The following is a 16,806-nucleotide window of genomic DNA, read 5'->3' as shown; positions in this document are numbered from 1 at the left end:
TTAATAAGAGAGAAAACAACCAATGAAAAGAGCCAGCAAGTTCGTTGTGTCTCCTTCCTGGAAGGTACTGGTTACTGACATGGGCATTGACGTTGCCGCAGTGCTGGCGTATTCAGGCTTACCTGCGGACCTTTTCAGCCGCCCAAACGCAACGTTGACTCCACTGGAGTATTTCCAGCTATGGGAGGGGTTAGCCAAAGCAGCAGGCGAAAGAGCATTTCCGCTTCTTATTGCGAAGCACTTGTCTGTGGAGGCGTTCGATCCACCGCTTTTTGCTTCCATATGCAGTCCTAACCTCAATACCGCGTTAAAACGCATCCAGCAATACAAGCCACTGATTGGTCCCATGATTCTGGATCTGGATTTCTCAAAATCCCACACCACCCTGAACATCAGTTGTTACGGGCATGTTGGCGCTTTACCAGAATCGTTAGCGTTAACTGAAGTGGTGTTTTTTACACAACTCACAAGGTTAGCCACTCGTGAACGAGTGCAACCCACCAAGGTCATTTTGCCCAAGCTACCACCAAGCGTTCAGGAATATGAGGAGTATTTTGGCTGTAAGCTTACCCAAGGTGAGCAGGTGCAAGTTCAGTTTTCAGCCGAGGACGGGCTGAAACCTTTTATAACTTCCAACGCTGCCATGTGGGCATTTTTTGAGTCCAGCCTGAATCAGAAACTGATCGATCTGGATTCATCTGCCACCACTACAGAACGAGTTAAAGCAGTGTTGATGGAGTCTTTGCCCGCAGGCAACAGCGCCATTGAAACAGTCGCAGAAAAACTGGCGATGAGTAAACGAACTTTACAGCGAAAACTGACTGCCGAAGCGGAAAGCTATCAGTCGGTATTGCAGTCGGTTCGCGCTGAACTGGCGGATCACTATTTGGAAAAATCCCAGATGTCGTTGGGCGAGATCTCGTTCTTATTGGGTTTTCAGGAAGCTAATTCCTTTATTCGCGCGTTCACCACCTGGAAAGGCGTATCACCGGGAAGCTATCGCGAGCAGTATCATTAAAGGTCACGAATACGCTTTATTTCCTCGTCATCGATGCCGAGTGACTGCAAAAATTTATGGTGCTCACTCGGCTCTATGGCTTCAAATTTCTGATGCCACGTGACCATGTCACTTTCACTAAATCCTGCGGCTTCCATAATCTGTACCCACCGCGCTTTTGTCACGATGTTCTTCGTCAGCATTTCCGGTTCCTGTAACAAGGTAACGATCGCTTTTTGCTGGTTTCGAAGGGTCTGAATTTCTTGCTTAAGCTGAGAAAAGTGCTCTTTGAGGATCTGTGTCTGAGATTTGCCTTTCTGCTCCAGCAATACGCGAATACGGGAAACGGGCAATCCATAAGATCGATAAGAAGTAATGGCTTCCAGCCTTTCCACTTCCTTAGTGCCATACCTTCGATACCCGTTTTCAGAACGGTTGGCAGGGAAAAGCAGCCCTTCTTTTTCGTAATACAAAATCGTGGCTCGTGAGATACCAAACTCTCGCGCCAGTTGTGTCACTGTCAACATAACTCACCCTTCACTGTCTCTTAACTTCTATTTTGAACCCTGTTCCTATAGTCGGGTCAAGTATTGAGTCTTTGAAACAATTTAAACAGACACAACGCATTGAAAGTCAGTATTATCCGTTCAAAGGATATTCATGATTTCAAGGAGATAGGAGAATGGAGATTAGAATTCGGGAGGCCGTCTTAGAAGACGTACCCGAGGTAGCACATGTCCATGTTACGTCCTGGCAGGCAGCATATCACGGTCTTATGCCCGACGAATTTATTAAACAGCAAACTATTGAGCGTAGAACCAAGCTGTGGACAAACGTGGTCAGTAAAAGACTCGCCAATTTACTTATTGCCGAAGAAAATCAGAAAGTCGTCGGTTTTATCTGTTTTGAAAAAGCTCAACCCAACCTCCCATCTCAGAGTATCGAAATCAGCTCTATCTACCTGTTACCAAGCCATTTTGGTAAAGGGGTCGGTTCTAAACTTATGGAAGAATGTGAATCGAAATTGGCAAGTTCATCTGTAAGCCAAGTCACGTTATGGGCATTGGATACAAACAAACCTGCTCTGACTTTCTATAAGAAACATGGATTTATCGAAACAGGGAAACGGAGCAAGGAACGTTTAAGTTCGGTGGTTCTCAACGATTTGGAGTTGGTAAAGATATTGGAATAAACAATCAGGAAGAACTTGCCTTCCTGATTGTATTTTTGAAGGGGTTATTTCAGTACGTCGATCTTACTTCTGTCAATGGTCAGCGCAATGGCGACTATCAACACCAAGCCAAAGAAGATCTGTTGTGCCTGAGCGGGAACATGCAGGTAGGTCATACTGGTACGCACTACCGCAACAATCATGGCGCCCACTAAGGTATTCAACACCCCGCCAACGCCGCCTGTCAGGGGTGTTCCACCAATCAGCACCGCCACCAGTGCAGGAAGCAGAAACTGATCCGCCATGGTGGGCGAGCCGCCCGACAGCCTAGCTGCCAGCATCACTCCGGCAAACGCAGCAAGTGCACCTGAAAGAGCAAACGCGGCGATCTTGATTCGGTTAACACGTAATCCACTGGCAACCGCTGCCAGCTCCCCTGCTCCAACGGCTTTGAAGCTTCGACCTAAAATGGTGCGCTTTTCTATTACCAGACAAATGATAAGCAGCGCAGCCGCAACCAGAATCTCGTGAGGAATACCCGCTGTATTGCCCACGATCCAGCCAAAGCTGTCGTTTCTTGCCGCGGCGTCCATATAACCGGAACGCTGACCCGATACGACCTGACCCGTCGAATACGCAATCCCCCCGATTGCAAGCGTGGCAATGAATGAGGCAATGCGGAACCGAACGTGAACCCAACCGGAAATCAAGCCAAACAAGGCACCCACCACTACTGCGGCTAACGCAGCTCCCACACCTAACGTCGGCAGAAGCAGCGTGACAATCACCGTGGTCATACTGGCGACCGACTGGGAAGACAGATCAATACCGCCGATGTAGATAACAAAGGTCATCCCCAATGCCATGACAAACAGCGTTGAAATATCTTGGGTGAGCTGCAGCAAGTTCTGAATACGTACAAAGTTCGAATCGTACAAGCTCACCAGCAAGACAAGAATCAACAAGGTAATCAACGGAAAATAGGCCGACAACTTTCCTGTCCCTTTAAGCGATTTCCACATGTTTTTTCCCGGCTCCTTTTCCTGTCTATCTGACAACATTACTTTCGTTCTAGACATCCGTTATCCTTAAACCATATAAAACAGCAGTGCCTGCTGATCCGGTTTGCCATCTGCACTGTCGTAGCGTTGCGTGACCTGACCGTCTTTCATCACCAGCAGAGTATGGGAAAGCCCGATGGCTTCTTCCAGGGTGTCGGCAATCAGGATCACACCACAGCCATCATCACAAAGGGCACGCACCATTTCGTAAACGTCTTCCTTAGCGCCGATGTCCAGCCCACGAGTTGGGTGGTCGAGTAAGATAATTTTCGCCCCACTATTTCGCCATTTCGACAGCACGACTTTTTGCTGATTGCCTCCCGACAAACGGGAACATAAGGTGTCGATGGTCGGCGTTTTTATGGAGAGGTTTGATACCCATTTCTCGGCGACTGCGCGCTCCTTCGTCACATCCAATACACCCGACTTGGCGTAATTGTGCATGTCGGACAAGGTGATGTTTTCGAATACCGACATACCACCAACTATGCCTTCAATCTTGCGCTCACGTGGAATGTATCCCACTCCAGAACTGACCGCCTGAGTGACACTCTCTGCCCCGTTGCCTGAGCCAGTGATGAGGACTTCTCCTGCATCCTGTCTCTCCAGACCAAACAGTGTTCTCATCACCGCTTCGCTGCCACACCCTTCAGTGCCGACCAAGCAAAGAACTTCGCCTGCGTGCAGTTCAAAGTTGATGTCCTGGTACGCCTGACTTTTGGACAACTGGCTCACTTTTATAAGCGGTGTCTGACTGTCATAAGGCTTTTGCTTGTTTTCGCGGTAGTATTCCTGATCGACATCCCGACCCACCATTTTGCGTTGAATGTTTTTGATGTCGCATTCTTCGCGCTTTAGGTGCTCAACCACTTCGCCATCTTTCATCACGTAAACTCGATCAGAAAGTTCGATCACCTCATCCATTCGATGAGATACAAACACAAAAGAAGCGCGTGATGTCAGCTCTCTAACCAAGGCAAACAGCAGTTCAATCTCTTTTCTTGGTAATACCGATGTAGGCTCATCCAGCAAGATCACCAGATCGCCATCCACGCGCTCTTCAAGTGCCAGTACCTTTGCCAGCTCCACTAGCTGCCTTTGGGTAAAAGAAAGGCTCGAAGTAATTACGCTAGGGTCAATATCCAGCTTCACTTTTTTAAGCTGAACACGAGCGGCTTCTGCCATCGCTTTCCAGTTCAAAATGCCAAAGGTCTTGAACTGGTCTTCAAACCCTAGGAACAGGTTTTCCATCACACTCAGATTAAGGATGAGGGACTGCTCCTGGAATACCATTCCGATCCCCTGAGTCATCGCCTGTCTTGGGTTTTCAAATTTAACGGGCTGACCGTCTATCAGAACCTGACCGCCATCATGTTGATAAGCGCCGTAAATCACCTTCATCAGGGTCGATTTACCCGCTCCATTTTCCCCGACTAGCCCAACTACTTCACCGGGGTGAATTTCGAAGTTAATTTTTTTCAGGGCATGCACGCCAGGGAAGGTTTTATCTACGTCTACAAACTGCAACATCAGAAACTCCTATTTGACGAGCTGCGCCAGTTGGCGGTTAGTAGCAAGTGCGACGGCAAGAATCACCATCAACCCGAGAACGCCTTGCTGGATGTAGGTAGGGAAGCCCACCAAAACCATGCCATTGTTGATAACGTTGACGATCAGTACACCAATCAGGCTTTGCCAGACACCTCCGACGCCCCCTGTAAGTGCCGTACCCCCAACAACCACTGAGGTAATGGCAATGAACATGTATCCGTCTCCGAGGTTACTGGCGACAGAGCCAATACGCGCCACCGCAAATATTGCACCTGCAGCAAAGAACGCCCCGGCCAGTGCGAACCCCAGTACGCGAACTCGGTTCACTTTCACACCCGATGCGTGTGCCAGTTCTTCCCCTCCCCCTATGGCGTAGAAGTGTCTGCCTAATGACGTGTGATTCTGAATAAACCACGCCAGAACCAGTGCCGCGAGTGCGGCGTATACCATCAGTGGGAAGCCCCAGAATCGCTCAGTCAGCAGCATTCGAAATACGCTGTCTTTGGCTTGAATACGGTTTCCGTCTGTCAGGAACATGGTTAACCCGATGCAGGTAAACCCCATCCCCAGACTGGCGAGAAACGAAGGGATTCTGAGCATCACGTGCAACAAGCCGTTCACCAGACCCAGTGCAGCACCAATAAGCAGTGCCAGTGGAATGGCAAGCCAGCCCCAGGATTCGAACCCGCCGAAATAGCCAATCAAGATGGCAAGCATGGCTCCACTGAATGCGACAATCCCTTCCATTGACAGGTCAATCGACCCCATCAGAATAATGAAAGTCACGCCAATCGCGACCATAAGTGGCGCAGCAGAGGCTGTGGCAATACGCGCAAAATTGCGAATCGAAAAGAAATTGGGATTGATGGCGGTAAGTATCAAACACAACACCACCAGCACCAAAACGGGCGCCCAGCGTTGCAGTGTCGACTTACTGATATTCAATGACATATCACTTCCTTATGTTCTTACTTGGGGCATTTTCATGCCCCATGAAATGTCAGTGGTTAAAACGTTCGGTACTTAATCTGACCACTTGTAAGCGAGAAGTAGTCTTCCCAATCATAGGTCGGAATTTTGGCGACGTTTTCCTCGTACCACTTTTTCGCGTCTTTTTGAGTAATGATGACGGCAGGACCATAGAACTCGCGATGTTCTTTTGGCTCTTCCGAAGGCTTGTATGTGCCAATCGCAGCGTGATACGCCAGAGACAACGCAATGCCGCCTGCCCAGTATGGGTTGGTGCTCACGGTACACAGCACTTCACCGTCGATTACCAGTTTGACAACGTCAGGAGTGCCATCGTAGGAGACAATTGGAATTTCTCCTGCCAGACCTTCTGCTCGAAGGGCTTCCAGAATACCCAGCGTCATACTGTCGTTGGATGAGAAGATGCCTTTAATGTCGTCGCCAAAGCGAGTCAGCATAGTACTCATTACATCAACGGCTTTTGACGTACTCCAGTCGGCTGCCTGCCAGTCAAGAAGTTCAACATCCGGGTAGCTTTCCATTGCTTTCAACAAGCCCGCTTTACGCTCAATCGCTGGCACATTAGAAGCGATACCACCGATACCCACGATGCCACCTTTACCGCCAATGGCGTCGAGCAGGATCTTGGCTGTCATTTGTGACGGCTCATAGTCCGACCAACTGATGTGACACACGTAGTTGTCGCCGAAATCCCATGGATGAAGATCGTCAGTTTTGTTCCAGATGGTACTGACAAATCCGTTGGCATCTTTACACGCCTGAACGACAGCACGTGCGTTTGGAGAATCGTTCGCATCCACCGCCAAAGCAAGACGACCTTTTGTCAGGGACAGCAACGATTTGGTGTCGGCAACAACTTTTTCGTTGTTTCCGCCGTGAATGATATGGGTCAGGTCCATACCTAAAGATTCAGCAAACGCTTTACCGCCAGACACAATGGTGTTCCAGTAAGGGTTATCTGGTGTGCGATAGCCCCAAGCCAGTACGGGAGCCGTTTTTTGCCCTGCAGCAAAAACTGACCCTGTACCAAATGTGGATGCCGCTGCCAGACCGCCCACTCCATAGGCGCTGCCGATAATGAAGTTGCGTCTCGATATGGTTTCCTTTTCCAGGAATGTCTTGATGAATGACATAACAAAATCCTTCTTTCAGATACGCTTTTGATCAAGTGTAGATGATCTTATTTTTAAGTAACCATCTAGTTACATACTTTTAACACACACCCTTTGACCTCTCAAGAAAAATATGGTGATTTTATGTGCAAATGTGATATTTATGTTAATAAGGACAGGGCAAGATAACCCCATCATTCATTGTGCTTTCAGTTCAGCTTGCAACTGAGGCAAGATCTCGAACAAATCGCCACACAAACCGTAGTCGGCCACCTCAAAAATGGGGGCTTCTGGGTCTTTATTGATCGCCACAATCACGCCCGAATCTTTCATTCCAGCGATATGCTGAATAGCGCCAGACAAGCCGACTGCAAAATAGAAATCAGGAGCGACAATCTTCCCTGTCTGACCAACTTGCCAGTCGTTGGGAGCAAAGCCTGAATCGACAGCTGCACGTGAAGCACCAACCGCCGCGCCCAGTTCATCCGCAAAAGGCATCAAAATTCTCTGAAATGCCCCTTCCGAGCCAATCCCGCGACCACCTGAAACCACAATCTCAGCCGAGGTCAGCTCTGGGCGTTCGCTCTGGTTCAACTGTGTTCCGACATGACGGGTCTTAGGTTGAGGCTGTTCATTTTGAATCGTTTCGATTTGAGCATTTGGCGCATCACCAGTATTCGCTGCGCTAAAGCTGGATGCACGAATGGTACATAGCTGTTTATCATCGTGGCTTCTCACCGTTTGCAGAGCGTTGCCAGCATAAATAGGGCGAACAAAGGTTTTGCTGTCGACCACTTCGACCACATCAGAAACCTGCATCACGTCCAGTAGCGCCGCGACTCGTGGCAAAACGTCTTTGCCAAAGCTTGAGCTTGATACCCACACGGCGTCATAAGGTTGTGCAATCTCGGCAATCGCCGGAGCAAGGCTTTCGGCCTGTTGAGAAGCAACTTCCCAGCTCAGGACTTTTGACACCCCTTCGATACTCGCTGCCTGTTCGGTTATGGCTGAATCGGTTTCCGTCAGCAAAACATGAATATCTTCGGCAACCGAAGAAGCGGCACTGACCACTTTTGCTGTCGCATCGCTGAGCTTGTCGTTGGCATATTCACCAATCACTAGTAGTTTCATTTTGACTCCTTACCAAACGGCTTTATGCGATTTCAGTTTGTCCACCAGCGCAGAAACGCTTTCCAGCATTTCGCCACCACTTCTCTTTTCTGGTGGCACTACAGAAAGTACCTCCAGCTTAGGTGAAACATTCACACCAAAACCGTCAGCGGATTTGTGTTCCACGGGTTTGCGTTTGGCTTTCATCAGGTTCGGCAGGCTGACGAAACGAGGGGTATTCAGGCGTAGGTCGGTGGTGATCACACCCGGTGCTTCAAACGCCAAAGTATCCAGTCCGCCGTCTACCTCTCGTGTCACTTTGATGTCTCTGCCTTCGATTTCAATTTCCGAGGCAAACGTCGCCTGCGGACAATTCATCAACGCCGCTAGCATTTGCCCGGTTTGGTTGCAGTCGTCGTCAATGGCCTGTTTACCCATAATCACCAGGTCACAGGGGTTTTCTTCACAATACGCCGCCAGCAGTTTGGCCACTGCAAGTGGCTCTGGCGATTGATCGCATCCAATCAATACTGCGTTATCTGCCCCCATTGCCATAGCATGGCGCAGCTCGCTCTCACACTCTTTCTCGCCAATCGATATCGCGGTCACTTCCGTCACCTTCCCCTGTTCTTTCAACGCGATCGCCGCTTCTACCGCGATTTCATCGAATGGGTTCATGGCCATCTTTACGTTATTCAGTTCAATGCCCGTTTGTTCATCATTCACCCGAACCCGAACGTTGTGGTCCACCACTCTTTTTACCGGAACCAATACCTTCATACTTCAACCTCAAGTAACTAATTAGTTATTTAAATTTCTAAAAAGAGGCGGGTCTCCGCCTCCTCGCTTAATTCAATAAATTACGATACCCACATATCGCGCTTGCCAGTAAATACATGGATCGATTTCACCTCGGTGTACTCGTCAATCCCGTACTTACCTGTTTCTCTTCCTAAACCAGACTGTTTCATGCCACCAATAGGCATATCCGGACCGCCGGTAATGGTGGTATTCACCCAGACGCGACCTGCCTGAATGTCGCGCATTGCCTTGGTTGCGGTGCTTAAGTTCTGTGTCCAAATACTGGCAGACAGGCCATACACCGAATCATTCGCCTGCTTTAGTGCATCCTGATAATCGTCGAATTCACTGACGGTTAAGATCGGACCAAAGATTTCTTCCGAAGCAATGTCGGCTTCAGGCGGTACATCTCGGAAAACCTTAGGAGAGAAATACAGCCCTTTTTCCGGAACGCCAGTACACGCACCGAAATCGTAGGCACATGTCGCGCCTTGCTTGGTGCCACTTTCCAGGAACTCATTCACTTTGCCAAAATGCGTTGGGTCAATCATTGAACCCACCTGTGTATCTTCATCCAAGGGATCGCCGATCTTCACTTTGGCAAGCCGATCTTTTAAACGCGAGATAAAGTCATCCGCCACTGAAGATGCTACCAGAAGTCGGCTTCCTCCTACGCAGCACTGACCCGCATTAAAACAAAGGGCAAAGGCGACGCCATCGACCGCTTCATCGAGATTGGCATCCGCAAACACCACATGAGGGTTTTTGCCACCCAGTTCTAAACCCACCTTCTTCATGTTGACTTTAGAACCTTCAAGTACGCTTTTGCCGACCTGAGTAGAGCCCGTAAAGGAGATCATGTCGACGTCTTCGTGATGGCTCATGGCATTGCCAAGCTCTGAGCCCGGACCGGTCACGATGTTCACTACCCCTTTAGGAATGCCCGCCTGCTCTATCAACTTACCCAGCATCAGAGTGGTGCCCGCCGTCAGTTCGCTCGGCTTAATCACCACACTGCACCCTGAAGCCAAAATAAAAGGCAGGCGCTCACACAATATAAAGAAAGGAAAATTCCATGGCGTGATCAAACCCACCACCCCGATAGGTTCGCGAAGCACCAAACCGAGCGTGTCTTCTCCCTGTTGGTTGAAGCTCTCTCCTTCCAGTGCTCTGGCTTGCCCTGCTGCGTAATCCCAGAAACCCGCCGCGCCCATCACCTCTCCCCGGCTTTGAGAAATAGGCTTACCCGTTTCTAATGTTTCACGGTAAGCGATGTCTTCTTGGCTGGCTTTAATCAGTCGTGCAACTTCTGCCAGTTTGTCTGCTCTTTCTGCGCCAGAGCAGCGAGACCAAGCGCCATCGTCGAAGGCATTTCTGGCGGCGCTCACCGCATCGAGGACATCCTGTTTCGTTCCTCGCGGATAGACAGAAACCGCCACGCCGTGACCAGGGCTTTGTCGCTCAAATACGTTATTAGACGAGCCTAAAGTCCACTCGCCATTTATCCACATCTGATAGTGTGTTACTTCCTTTGGTAAACTAAGAACTGCCATATTCCACTCTCAACGTAAATTTATCTTTCTGTTTTATAAGTAGTTTTACTTAACCAATTAATAATTCATTTATCATTATCAGTTATTTTTTAACCGATTTATGTTTGACCTTAGCACAAGATTTCATTATAAGTAACTATATAGTTACAAGGAGAGTGAAAAATGTTAGTGACTCCACAATTACCTTTGGACGTCTATGAAGACATAAAGCAAACCACCCGTCGGTTTGCACAGGAAGTGGTAAAACCAAGAGCAGAACAACTGGACAGAGACTCTGCGTTTCCAAGTGATATCTATAAGCAAATGGGAGAACTCGGATTACTGGGGATTACCGCCCCAGAGGAACACGGAGGCATCGGCTTAGATACATTAAGCTACGCCATCGTAATGGAAGAGTTGTCACGCGGTTACGCGTCTATTGCAGACCAGTGTGGCTTGGTAGAGCTGATTACTTTCTTACTGAGTAAGTACGGCAATCAGGAGCAGCAAGACCGGCTTTTCCCTCAAGTGTTGACCGCTGAGAAATTCGTCGCCTACTGCATTACAGAAGCCGAAGCTGGATCGGATGTGTCGAACATTCGCACCACTGCAACCAAAACAGATCAAGGCTGGCAGCTAAATGGCGAAAAGATCTGGATTCATAATGCTCCTGTTGCGGATTACGCCTTTGTACTGGCAAGAACCGATTTGGATGCAGGTCACCGTGGGATGAGTATTTTCATTGTGGACTGCGCACTTGAAGGCGTAACCAAAGCGCCGAAAGAAGAAAAGATGGGGCAACGTGCGTCGCAGGTTGGCTCTCTGCTTTTTGATAATGTTCAACTGGATCAGAACGCTTTGCTTGGCGAAGAAGGTCGCGGTTTTTACATGATGATGAGTGCACTGGATAAAGGGCGAGTGGGCATTGCTGCACTGGCGACAGGCATTGCACAGGCTGGCTTAGAAGCTTCGGTCGAGTTTTCTCAGACCCGTAAACAATTTGGTAAGCCTATTAGCGACAATCAGGGTTTGCAGTGGATGATGGCCGATATGGCGAAAGAGATTGCGGCGGCAAGAGCGCTGGTTCATCAGGCTGCGATGTTATTAGACGCAGGCAAACCCGCAACAAAAGCGTGTTCCATCGCCAAATGTTATGCCGGAGATACGGCGGTTGCCCAATCGGCTAATGCGGCGCAAATTCATGGCGGCGGCGGTTTTATCCGCGGGGTTGAAGCAGAGCGCTTGTATCGTGATGCCAAAATCACTCAGATTTACGAAGGGACTAACCAAATTCAGCGAACCATTATCGCCCGAGAGCTTCTGAAAAACGGAGCGGAATCATGAGTTCGCCTGTCGCACTAGTGACGGGCGGTGCTCGCGGAATTGGTAAAGCCATCGCATTGGCGTTGGCTAAATCGGGATACCGTGTTGCGGTGAATGACCGGGAAGATTCCCCTGCATTGCAAGAAACGCTGGCTGAGCTGAAAAAGATCAGTCAGCCCCATATGGCGCTTTGCGGCGACGTTTCAGACATTGATTCTCATGCGAACTGGCTCAAAGAGGTGGAAACCAGCTTGGGCAGCATAACCACTTTGGTAAACAATGCAGGCGTTTCGGTACAAAACCGAGGCGATCTTCTGGATGTAACACCAGAGAGCTACGACCGATGCCAGCTCATTAACACCAAAGCGATGTTCTTTCTTTCGCAGGCATTCGCTAAGGTGCGTGTCGCCAATCCGGTGAGCGATCATCCGGTTGCGATCATCAACATCACCTCTTCCAACGCCAAGGCGGCTAGCGAAAACCGTTCTGAGTATTGCGTGTCTAAAGCGGCTGCGGCGATGGTATCTAACTTATTTGCAGTTCGGTTGGGGCGTGAAAACATTGCGGTGTACGACATTCAGCCAGGTCTTATTGAGACCGAAATGACCGCGCCTTCCATGCACCTCTATAGGGAACGGGTGGAAAATGGGTTTACTCTTCTGCCTCGAATTGGGGTACCGGAAGAGGTAGGAAAAGTGGTCACCTCTTTGGCAACAGCGCAACTGCCTTATACCACAGGACAAACTATTTCGGTTGATGCCGGCATGCTGGTCAGCCGATTTTAAAAGGACTTTTTATGACACATATCATCTTGCCTGATGAACAGCAGAAGCTAAGCAAGTATCAGGTGATTGGAAACACGCTTGATGAAAGCGCCATTAACTCTGGGGTATTTAACCGCATAGCTTTTTCAGCGGCGCATGTTGTGGCAAACCCGTTAACGTCGACTGAGCCTTCTGGGCGAGCTTCGCTGGATTGGGAGAAAACACTGGCTTACCGTCACTATCTGATGTCGATGGGGTTCGGTATTGCTGAAGCGATGGACACCGCACAACGCGGAATGGGGTTAACCTGGGACGATGCGCTGGCGCTGATTCGTCATACTCAGGAAGCGGTTTCAGATATGCCTGATGCGTTGATTTATCACGGTTGCGGTACGGACCAACTCGACGATAACCAACATTACTCTCTGGATGAAGTCATCGCTGCGTATCGAGAGCAAATCGATGCGATTCAGTCTGTCGGCGGGAAACTCATCTTGATGGCAAGTCGCGCTCTGGCGAAAACTGCTAAATCAGAGCAAGACTATTTTAAGGTATATCAAAGCGTGCTCAAAGACGCGGACAACCCTGTGATTCTGCACTGGCTTGGCGACATGTTCGACCCTCAGCTAACAGGATATTGGGGCACCGCTGATGTCGACAAAGCTATGGATACGGTTGTTCATATGATTCATGAAAATCAGGACAAAATCGACGGTATCAAGATTTCACTATTGGATGCAGAGAAAGAAATCCAGTTGCGCAAAAGGCTGCCTGCTGGCGTGAAAATGTACACAGGTGATGATTTCAACTACCCCGAACTGATTGCTGGTGACAGTACCCATTATTCTCATGCGTTACTTGGAATATTCGACGCTATTGCTCCGGCAGCGGCGCTCGCTTTGACGGAGCTGGGAAAAGGAAATCAGTCGGCATTTATGAATATTTTAGAGCCCACCGTGCCACTTTCTCGCCTGATATTCAGTGCCCCTACACGCTTCTACAAAACTGGGGTTGTCTTTTTGGCATACCTGAACGGCTTTCAGGATCACTTTGTAATGGTGGGCGGCGCACAATCCATGCGACCAATAACCTACTTCACAGAGCTGTTTAAACTGGCGGATCAAGCCAGCCTGCTCAGAAATCCGGATTTTGCTGCTGACAGAATGAAACGTTTTTTGAAGATTTATGGCGTAACTAACTAGATATTTATTATGGATGTAATGGAATACGATGTGCTGATTGTAGGGGCAGGACCAAGCGGTCTTGCCAGTGCCATTCAGCTTAAAACACTTGGTGAAGCGCAGGGAAAAGCGCTGTCTGTCTGTGTATTGGAAAAAGGGGCAGAAGTCGGGGCACACATCATTTCTGGTGCGGTGCTTGAACCCCGAGCATTGGATGAGCTGATCCCCGACTGGCGGGATCAGTCACCGGATTTTGGTCACCCTGTTACTCAGGATGATTTCTACTGGCTTAAAAACACCGATGACAAGCTCCGTATTTCACACATGTTACTCCCTAGAGAGCTCGATAACACGGGAAATTGGGTGATAAGCCTTGGCGCTTTGTGTCAGATGCTGGCTTCTCATGCCGAAAACCTTGGGGTCGAGATCTTTACAGGCTTTACCGCCGACTCCATCGCCTTTGATGAACATGGCGCGGTTGACGGTATCATTACGGGGGAAATGGGCTTAAACGAAGACGGTTCTGAAAGCCCGAACTACGTACCGGCAATTCACATCAAATCTAAACAGACCCTTTTCTGTGAAGGAGCAAGAGGTCACTTAGGCAAGCAACTGATCCGCCATTTCGAATTGGATAAAGGCAGAGATCCAAACCATTTTGCGTTGGGTTTTAAAGAGATATGGAAAATCTCGAAAGATAAGCATGTACCAGGAAAAACAGAGCACGCCATTGGCTGGCCACTCAGCCAAAAGGCGAATGGCGGCGCGTTTTGTTACCACTATGGCGACAACCTTGTCTCTTTGGGTCTGGTGATCGATCTGGATTACAGTAACCCCTCTTTACAGCCATTTATGGAATTCCAGTCCCTTAAACACCATGCCTGGTTAAACGATCTCCTCGAAGGCGCAGAACGCATCAGCTACGGTGCGAGAGCCATCAACAAGAGTGGATTTCATGCGCTTCCAGCAATGAGTTTCGACGGCGGGTTCTTGCTAGGTTGTGATGCAGGCACGCTCAATGTTGCCAAAATAAAAGGGACTCATACGGCAATGAAATCCGGCATGCTTGCCGCGCAGTCCATCATTGAAAGCTGGGAGAAAACAGAGCAGGACAAATCGCAGTGTTTTACCCAGTTATTCGAAAGTTCGTGGTTACACCAAGAGCTTTATGCTTCCCGTAACCTCATCCCTTCGATTAAAAAATGGGGAAGCTGGGCGGGCGGAGCAGTGCAAACCATCGAAAGCCGATTGTTCAAAGGCAACGCGCCATGGCAGTTGCATCACCAAAGTGAAGATGCCAAATCACTGCAAACCTTATCGACTGTTGAGCCCTACGCTTACCCAAAACCGGATGGCAAACTCAGCTTCGACCGATTGTCTTCTGTCTATCTGGCAAACCTGTCTCACCGGGACGACCAACCCAATCATCTGAAGCTTGAAGACGCGACCATACCGATCAGCACCAACTTGCGGCTATTTGGTGAGCCCGCACAGTTTTACTGCCCTGCCGGTGTCTATGAGGTGGAGTTTTCAAAAGATGCAGAGCCCGCTTTTCGAATCAACAGCCAGAACTGCATTCACTGTAAAACCTGCGACATAAAAGACCCCAGTGAGAACATCACCTGGACACCACCAGAAGGTGCAAGTGGACCGAATTATTCGGGGATGTAGTATCTACGAAATATTTGTAATAACTACAAATACTTATTTAAGTTTCATCAAAAAAAAGACGTATTTTTTCAATTAATAAGAGCAAAGTCACATATAAATTAGATGCTTATAATATGATTCTTATTCTGACACATAGCGAAAGGAATCGTATATATGAGAGTAAATTATGAAGCATTAGCTATGCTAATCGCAATAATTGTAATTTTAATAGTGTTGATATGGAGGATTTACTCATGGATAAGGTGCATATATTTAAAAGCACCCCAAAATATAGCATCAGAAGCAAAAAAATGCCTAATATTTTATTTTTTGGCAATTTCAACACTTGAGTCTTTGAATTATTACTTAGGGAGAGTACTAGATTATGAAGGTATACTAATAGATATTTATTTTATTCTTTCGTATAACATAAAATACATACTTCATACTTTTCTTGCTGTAGTTATATTCTGGAGTATTTTTTATAGTAAGATCAAAGAAATAAACAAAGCCGATCAAAGCAAATATATAGAAGATATTGTATGTGAGACTTTAGATTCAAAGGAGTTTGCGACAGCTCTAAGAACATCCTTACCTAGGGGAGAGAATGATAATAAAAACGGCTTAGACTTTATCCCTTTTTTACTACATAGATTAGATGAAAAACGTATCACTTATCAAAAATCAACAAATAGATTTTTAATTTCTCTAATATCAATGGGACTAGTATTTATATTTACAATTTCATTTTTTGGTTACATCATAATCAACACTTCAAGCTCCGGTGTTTATAAATACACATCTATCTTAAGTAATGAAATAGATGCCATATCTATTAATATCCACAATAGTAATAAATCTCTGCTTAATTACTTACAAAATGAAGGAATCAAAACAGAGAACATTCCTATTGACTTAAAAGATGGTGAGCTTTTAAAGGCTAGATCAAAAATTGATGAACTAATTGGGCTAGGATACGCAATAAATTTAAAATATTATTTATATGAATTACCAGAGAAAAAATTTAACAAAGCATCGAATCAAAAAAGCGAAGACAATTTGACAATGTCAAAAGTGATTAAAAAAATAGATATTTATTTAGATTCTCTAGTTTATAACAAAGCTGAAATAGAAAATGCTCTAGAATTAGCCCAAAAGGCATCAGAAGAAATTATCGAAGAAATACACAAGCCTGAATTTTTAAGAGATGACTTGATTAAGCGGCTTTCAATATCATTAATTGTCGCAACATTTTTCATTGCAATTTTAAGATATCTTTCTAACTTATATAGAAGCCATTACGCCGAACTTATTAAAACAGAAGAGCAAGATATGTTTATTAGAAAGTTCTATGTCGCTTATAAAGGTTCATCTGATGATAATTCTTCTAAGGATAAAATTGTTGAAGCATTCTTGAGTAAAGATCACGACTTACATGGAAACAACTCTTCAAGGTTAGGAAGTGAAGAAGTAGGGATCATTGGAGAACTTCTAAAGTCCATCGGCAGGAAAATATAGCTTAAAGAACTCAGGTTTCGGCTATCTGAGCCGAAGCCTGATTAA

At 47.3% G+C, this 16,806-nt stretch carries 15 protein-coding genes; 7 read left to right on the top strand and 8 right to left on the bottom strand.

Annotated elements, in window-relative coordinates; genetic code table 11:
- Positions 1-22: 22 nt before the first annotated feature.
- Positions 23-1,018: an AraC family transcriptional regulator gene (locus INR79_RS21070; protein WP_223099676.1), complete on the top strand. Its 996-nt coding sequence runs from the start codon at positions 23-25 to the stop codon at positions 1,016-1,018.
- On the opposite strand, the gene INR79_RS21065 is transcribed toward INR79_RS21070, so the two are convergent.
- Entirely contained in the window at positions 1,015-1,524 is a 510-nt protein-coding gene (locus INR79_RS21065; RefSeq protein ID WP_223099674.1) for a MerR family transcriptional regulator, read from the bottom strand. The genes INR79_RS21070 and INR79_RS21065 overlap by 4 nt on opposite strands.
- A 155-nt stretch (positions 1,525-1,679) precedes the next feature.
- On the opposite strand from INR79_RS21065, the gene INR79_RS21060 reads away from it, so the two are divergent.
- Positions 1,680-2,189 (top strand): GNAT family N-acetyltransferase, encoded by a 510-nt coding sequence (locus INR79_RS21060; RefSeq protein ID WP_223099673.1) that lies wholly within the window; start codon positions 1,680-1,682, stop codon positions 2,187-2,189.
- A gap of 44 nt (positions 2,190-2,233) precedes the next feature.
- On the opposite strand, the gene INR79_RS21055 is transcribed toward INR79_RS21060, so the two are convergent.
- From INR79_RS21055 to INR79_RS21025, 7 genes are all read right to left on the bottom strand, one after another.
- Positions 2,234-3,247, bottom strand: coding sequence for an ABC transporter permease (locus INR79_RS21055; protein WP_022590925.1), 1,014 nt, complete (start codon positions 3,245-3,247; stop codon positions 2,234-2,236).
- A 9-nt stretch (positions 3,248-3,256) separates the two neighbouring features.
- A complete protein-coding gene (locus INR79_RS21050) occupies positions 3,257-4,759 on the bottom strand; it encodes a sugar ABC transporter ATP-binding protein (protein WP_223099672.1) in 1,503 nt (500 codons plus the stop codon).
- Between the two features lie 9 nt (positions 4,760-4,768).
- Positions 4,769-5,731 (bottom strand): ABC transporter permease, encoded by a 963-nt coding sequence (locus INR79_RS21045; protein ID WP_022560898.1) that lies wholly within the window; start codon positions 5,729-5,731, stop codon positions 4,769-4,771.
- A 56-nt stretch (positions 5,732-5,787) separates the two neighbouring features.
- Positions 5,788-6,903 carry a sugar ABC transporter substrate-binding protein gene (locus INR79_RS21040; protein ID WP_223099671.1) on the bottom strand — a complete coding sequence of 372 codons (1,116 nt, stop codon included), beginning with the start codon at positions 6,901-6,903 and terminating at the stop codon, positions 5,788-5,790.
- A gap of 177 nt (positions 6,904-7,080) precedes the next feature.
- Positions 7,081-8,013, bottom strand: a complete 933-nt coding sequence (locus INR79_RS21035; protein WP_223099670.1) for an electron transfer flavoprotein subunit alpha/FixB family protein — start codon at positions 8,011-8,013, stop codon at positions 7,081-7,083.
- A 9-nt stretch (positions 8,014-8,022) separates the two neighbouring features.
- A complete protein-coding gene (locus INR79_RS21030) occupies positions 8,023-8,772 on the bottom strand; it encodes an electron transfer flavoprotein subunit beta/FixA family protein (protein WP_022605034.1) in 750 nt (249 codons plus the stop codon).
- An 80-nt stretch (positions 8,773-8,852) separates the two neighbouring features.
- Positions 8,853-10,346, bottom strand: a complete 1,494-nt coding sequence (locus INR79_RS21025; protein WP_262415455.1) for an aldehyde dehydrogenase family protein — start codon at positions 10,344-10,346, stop codon at positions 8,853-8,855.
- A 162-nt stretch (positions 10,347-10,508) separates the two neighbouring features.
- Here INR79_RS21025 and INR79_RS21020 point away from each other — a divergent pair, with 162 nt between their 5' ends.
- The 5 genes from INR79_RS21020 to INR79_RS21000 all read left to right on the top strand — a co-directional run bounded on the left by INR79_RS21020 (position 10,509) and on the right by INR79_RS21000 (position 16,761).
- Positions 10,509-11,669 carry an acyl-CoA dehydrogenase family protein gene (locus INR79_RS21020; protein WP_004400725.1) on the top strand — a complete coding sequence of 387 codons (1,161 nt, stop codon included), beginning with the start codon at positions 10,509-10,511 and terminating at the stop codon, positions 11,667-11,669.
- Complete coding sequence (locus tag INR79_RS21015) at positions 11,666-12,433, top strand: 3-ketoacyl-ACP reductase (protein ID WP_223099669.1); 768 nt, start codon at positions 11,666-11,668, stop codon at positions 12,431-12,433. The genes INR79_RS21020 and INR79_RS21015 overlap by 4 nt, the downstream gene beginning before the upstream one ends.
- Positions 12,434-12,444: 11 nt before the next feature.
- Positions 12,445-13,614, top strand: a complete 1,170-nt coding sequence (locus INR79_RS21010; RefSeq protein ID WP_223099668.1) for a dihydrodipicolinate synthase family protein — start codon at positions 12,445-12,447, stop codon at positions 13,612-13,614.
- A 9-nt stretch (positions 13,615-13,623) separates the two neighbouring features.
- Positions 13,624-15,264, top strand: coding sequence for an electron transfer flavoprotein-ubiquinone oxidoreductase (locus INR79_RS21005; protein WP_223099667.1), 1,641 nt, complete (start codon positions 13,624-13,626; stop codon positions 15,262-15,264).
- Positions 15,265-15,417: 153 nt separating this feature from the next.
- Positions 15,418-16,761 carry a hypothetical protein gene (locus INR79_RS21000; RefSeq protein WP_223099666.1) on the top strand — a complete coding sequence of 448 codons (1,344 nt, stop codon included), beginning with the start codon at positions 15,418-15,420 and terminating at the stop codon, positions 16,759-16,761.
- The last annotated feature ends 45 nt before the right edge of the window (positions 16,762-16,806 follow it).

Origin of the sequence: Vibrio sp. SCSIO 43132 (genome assembly GCF_019904195.1) — a bacterium.
Taxonomy (GTDB): domain Bacteria; phylum Pseudomonadota; class Gammaproteobacteria; order Enterobacterales; family Vibrionaceae; genus Vibrio; species Vibrio nigripulchritudo.
This window is presented reverse-complemented; position numbering and strand designations above follow the sequence as displayed.

Bases quoted from the DNA above. Each gene is read 5' to 3' on its own strand.
- INR79_RS21070 (WP_223099676.1), top strand. From the start codon at position 23: ATGAAAAGAGCCAGCAAGTTCGTTGTGTCTCCTTCCTGGAAGGTACTG.
- INR79_RS21065 (WP_223099674.1), bottom strand. From the start codon at position 1,524: ATGTTGACAGTGACACAACTGGCGCGAGAGTTTGGTATCTCACGAGCC.
- INR79_RS21060 (WP_223099673.1), top strand. From the start codon at position 1,680: ATGGAGATTAGAATTCGGGAGGCCGTCTTAGAAGACGTACCCGAGGTA.
- INR79_RS21055 (WP_022590925.1), bottom strand. From the start codon at position 3,247: ATGTCTAGAACGAAAGTAATGTTGTCAGATAGACAGGAAAAGGAGCCG.
- INR79_RS21050 (WP_223099672.1), bottom strand. From the start codon at position 4,759: ATGTTGCAGTTTGTAGACGTAGATAAAACCTTCCCTGGCGTGCATGCC.
- INR79_RS21045 (WP_022560898.1), bottom strand. From the start codon at position 5,731: ATGTCATTGAATATCAGTAAGTCGACACTGCAACGCTGGGCGCCCGTT.
- INR79_RS21040 (WP_223099671.1), bottom strand. From the start codon at position 6,903: ATGTCATTCATCAAGACATTCCTGGAAAAGGAAACCATATCGAGACGC.
- INR79_RS21035 (WP_223099670.1), bottom strand. From the start codon at position 8,013: ATGAAACTACTAGTGATTGGTGAATATGCCAACGACAAGCTCAGCGAT.
- INR79_RS21030 (WP_022605034.1), bottom strand. From the start codon at position 8,772: ATGAAGGTATTGGTTCCGGTAAAAAGAGTGGTGGACCACAACGTTCGG.
- INR79_RS21025 (WP_262415455.1), bottom strand. From the start codon at position 10,346: ATGGCAGTTCTTAGTTTACCAAAGGAAGTAACACACTATCAGATGTGG.
- INR79_RS21020 (WP_004400725.1), top strand. From the start codon at position 10,509: ATGTTAGTGACTCCACAATTACCTTTGGACGTCTATGAAGACATAAAG.
- INR79_RS21015 (WP_223099669.1), top strand. From the start codon at position 11,666: ATGAGTTCGCCTGTCGCACTAGTGACGGGCGGTGCTCGCGGAATTGGT.
- INR79_RS21010 (WP_223099668.1), top strand. From the start codon at position 12,445: ATGACACATATCATCTTGCCTGATGAACAGCAGAAGCTAAGCAAGTAT.
- INR79_RS21005 (WP_223099667.1), top strand. From the start codon at position 13,624: ATGGATGTAATGGAATACGATGTGCTGATTGTAGGGGCAGGACCAAGC.
- INR79_RS21000 (WP_223099666.1), top strand. From the start codon at position 15,418: ATGAGAGTAAATTATGAAGCATTAGCTATGCTAATCGCAATAATTGTA.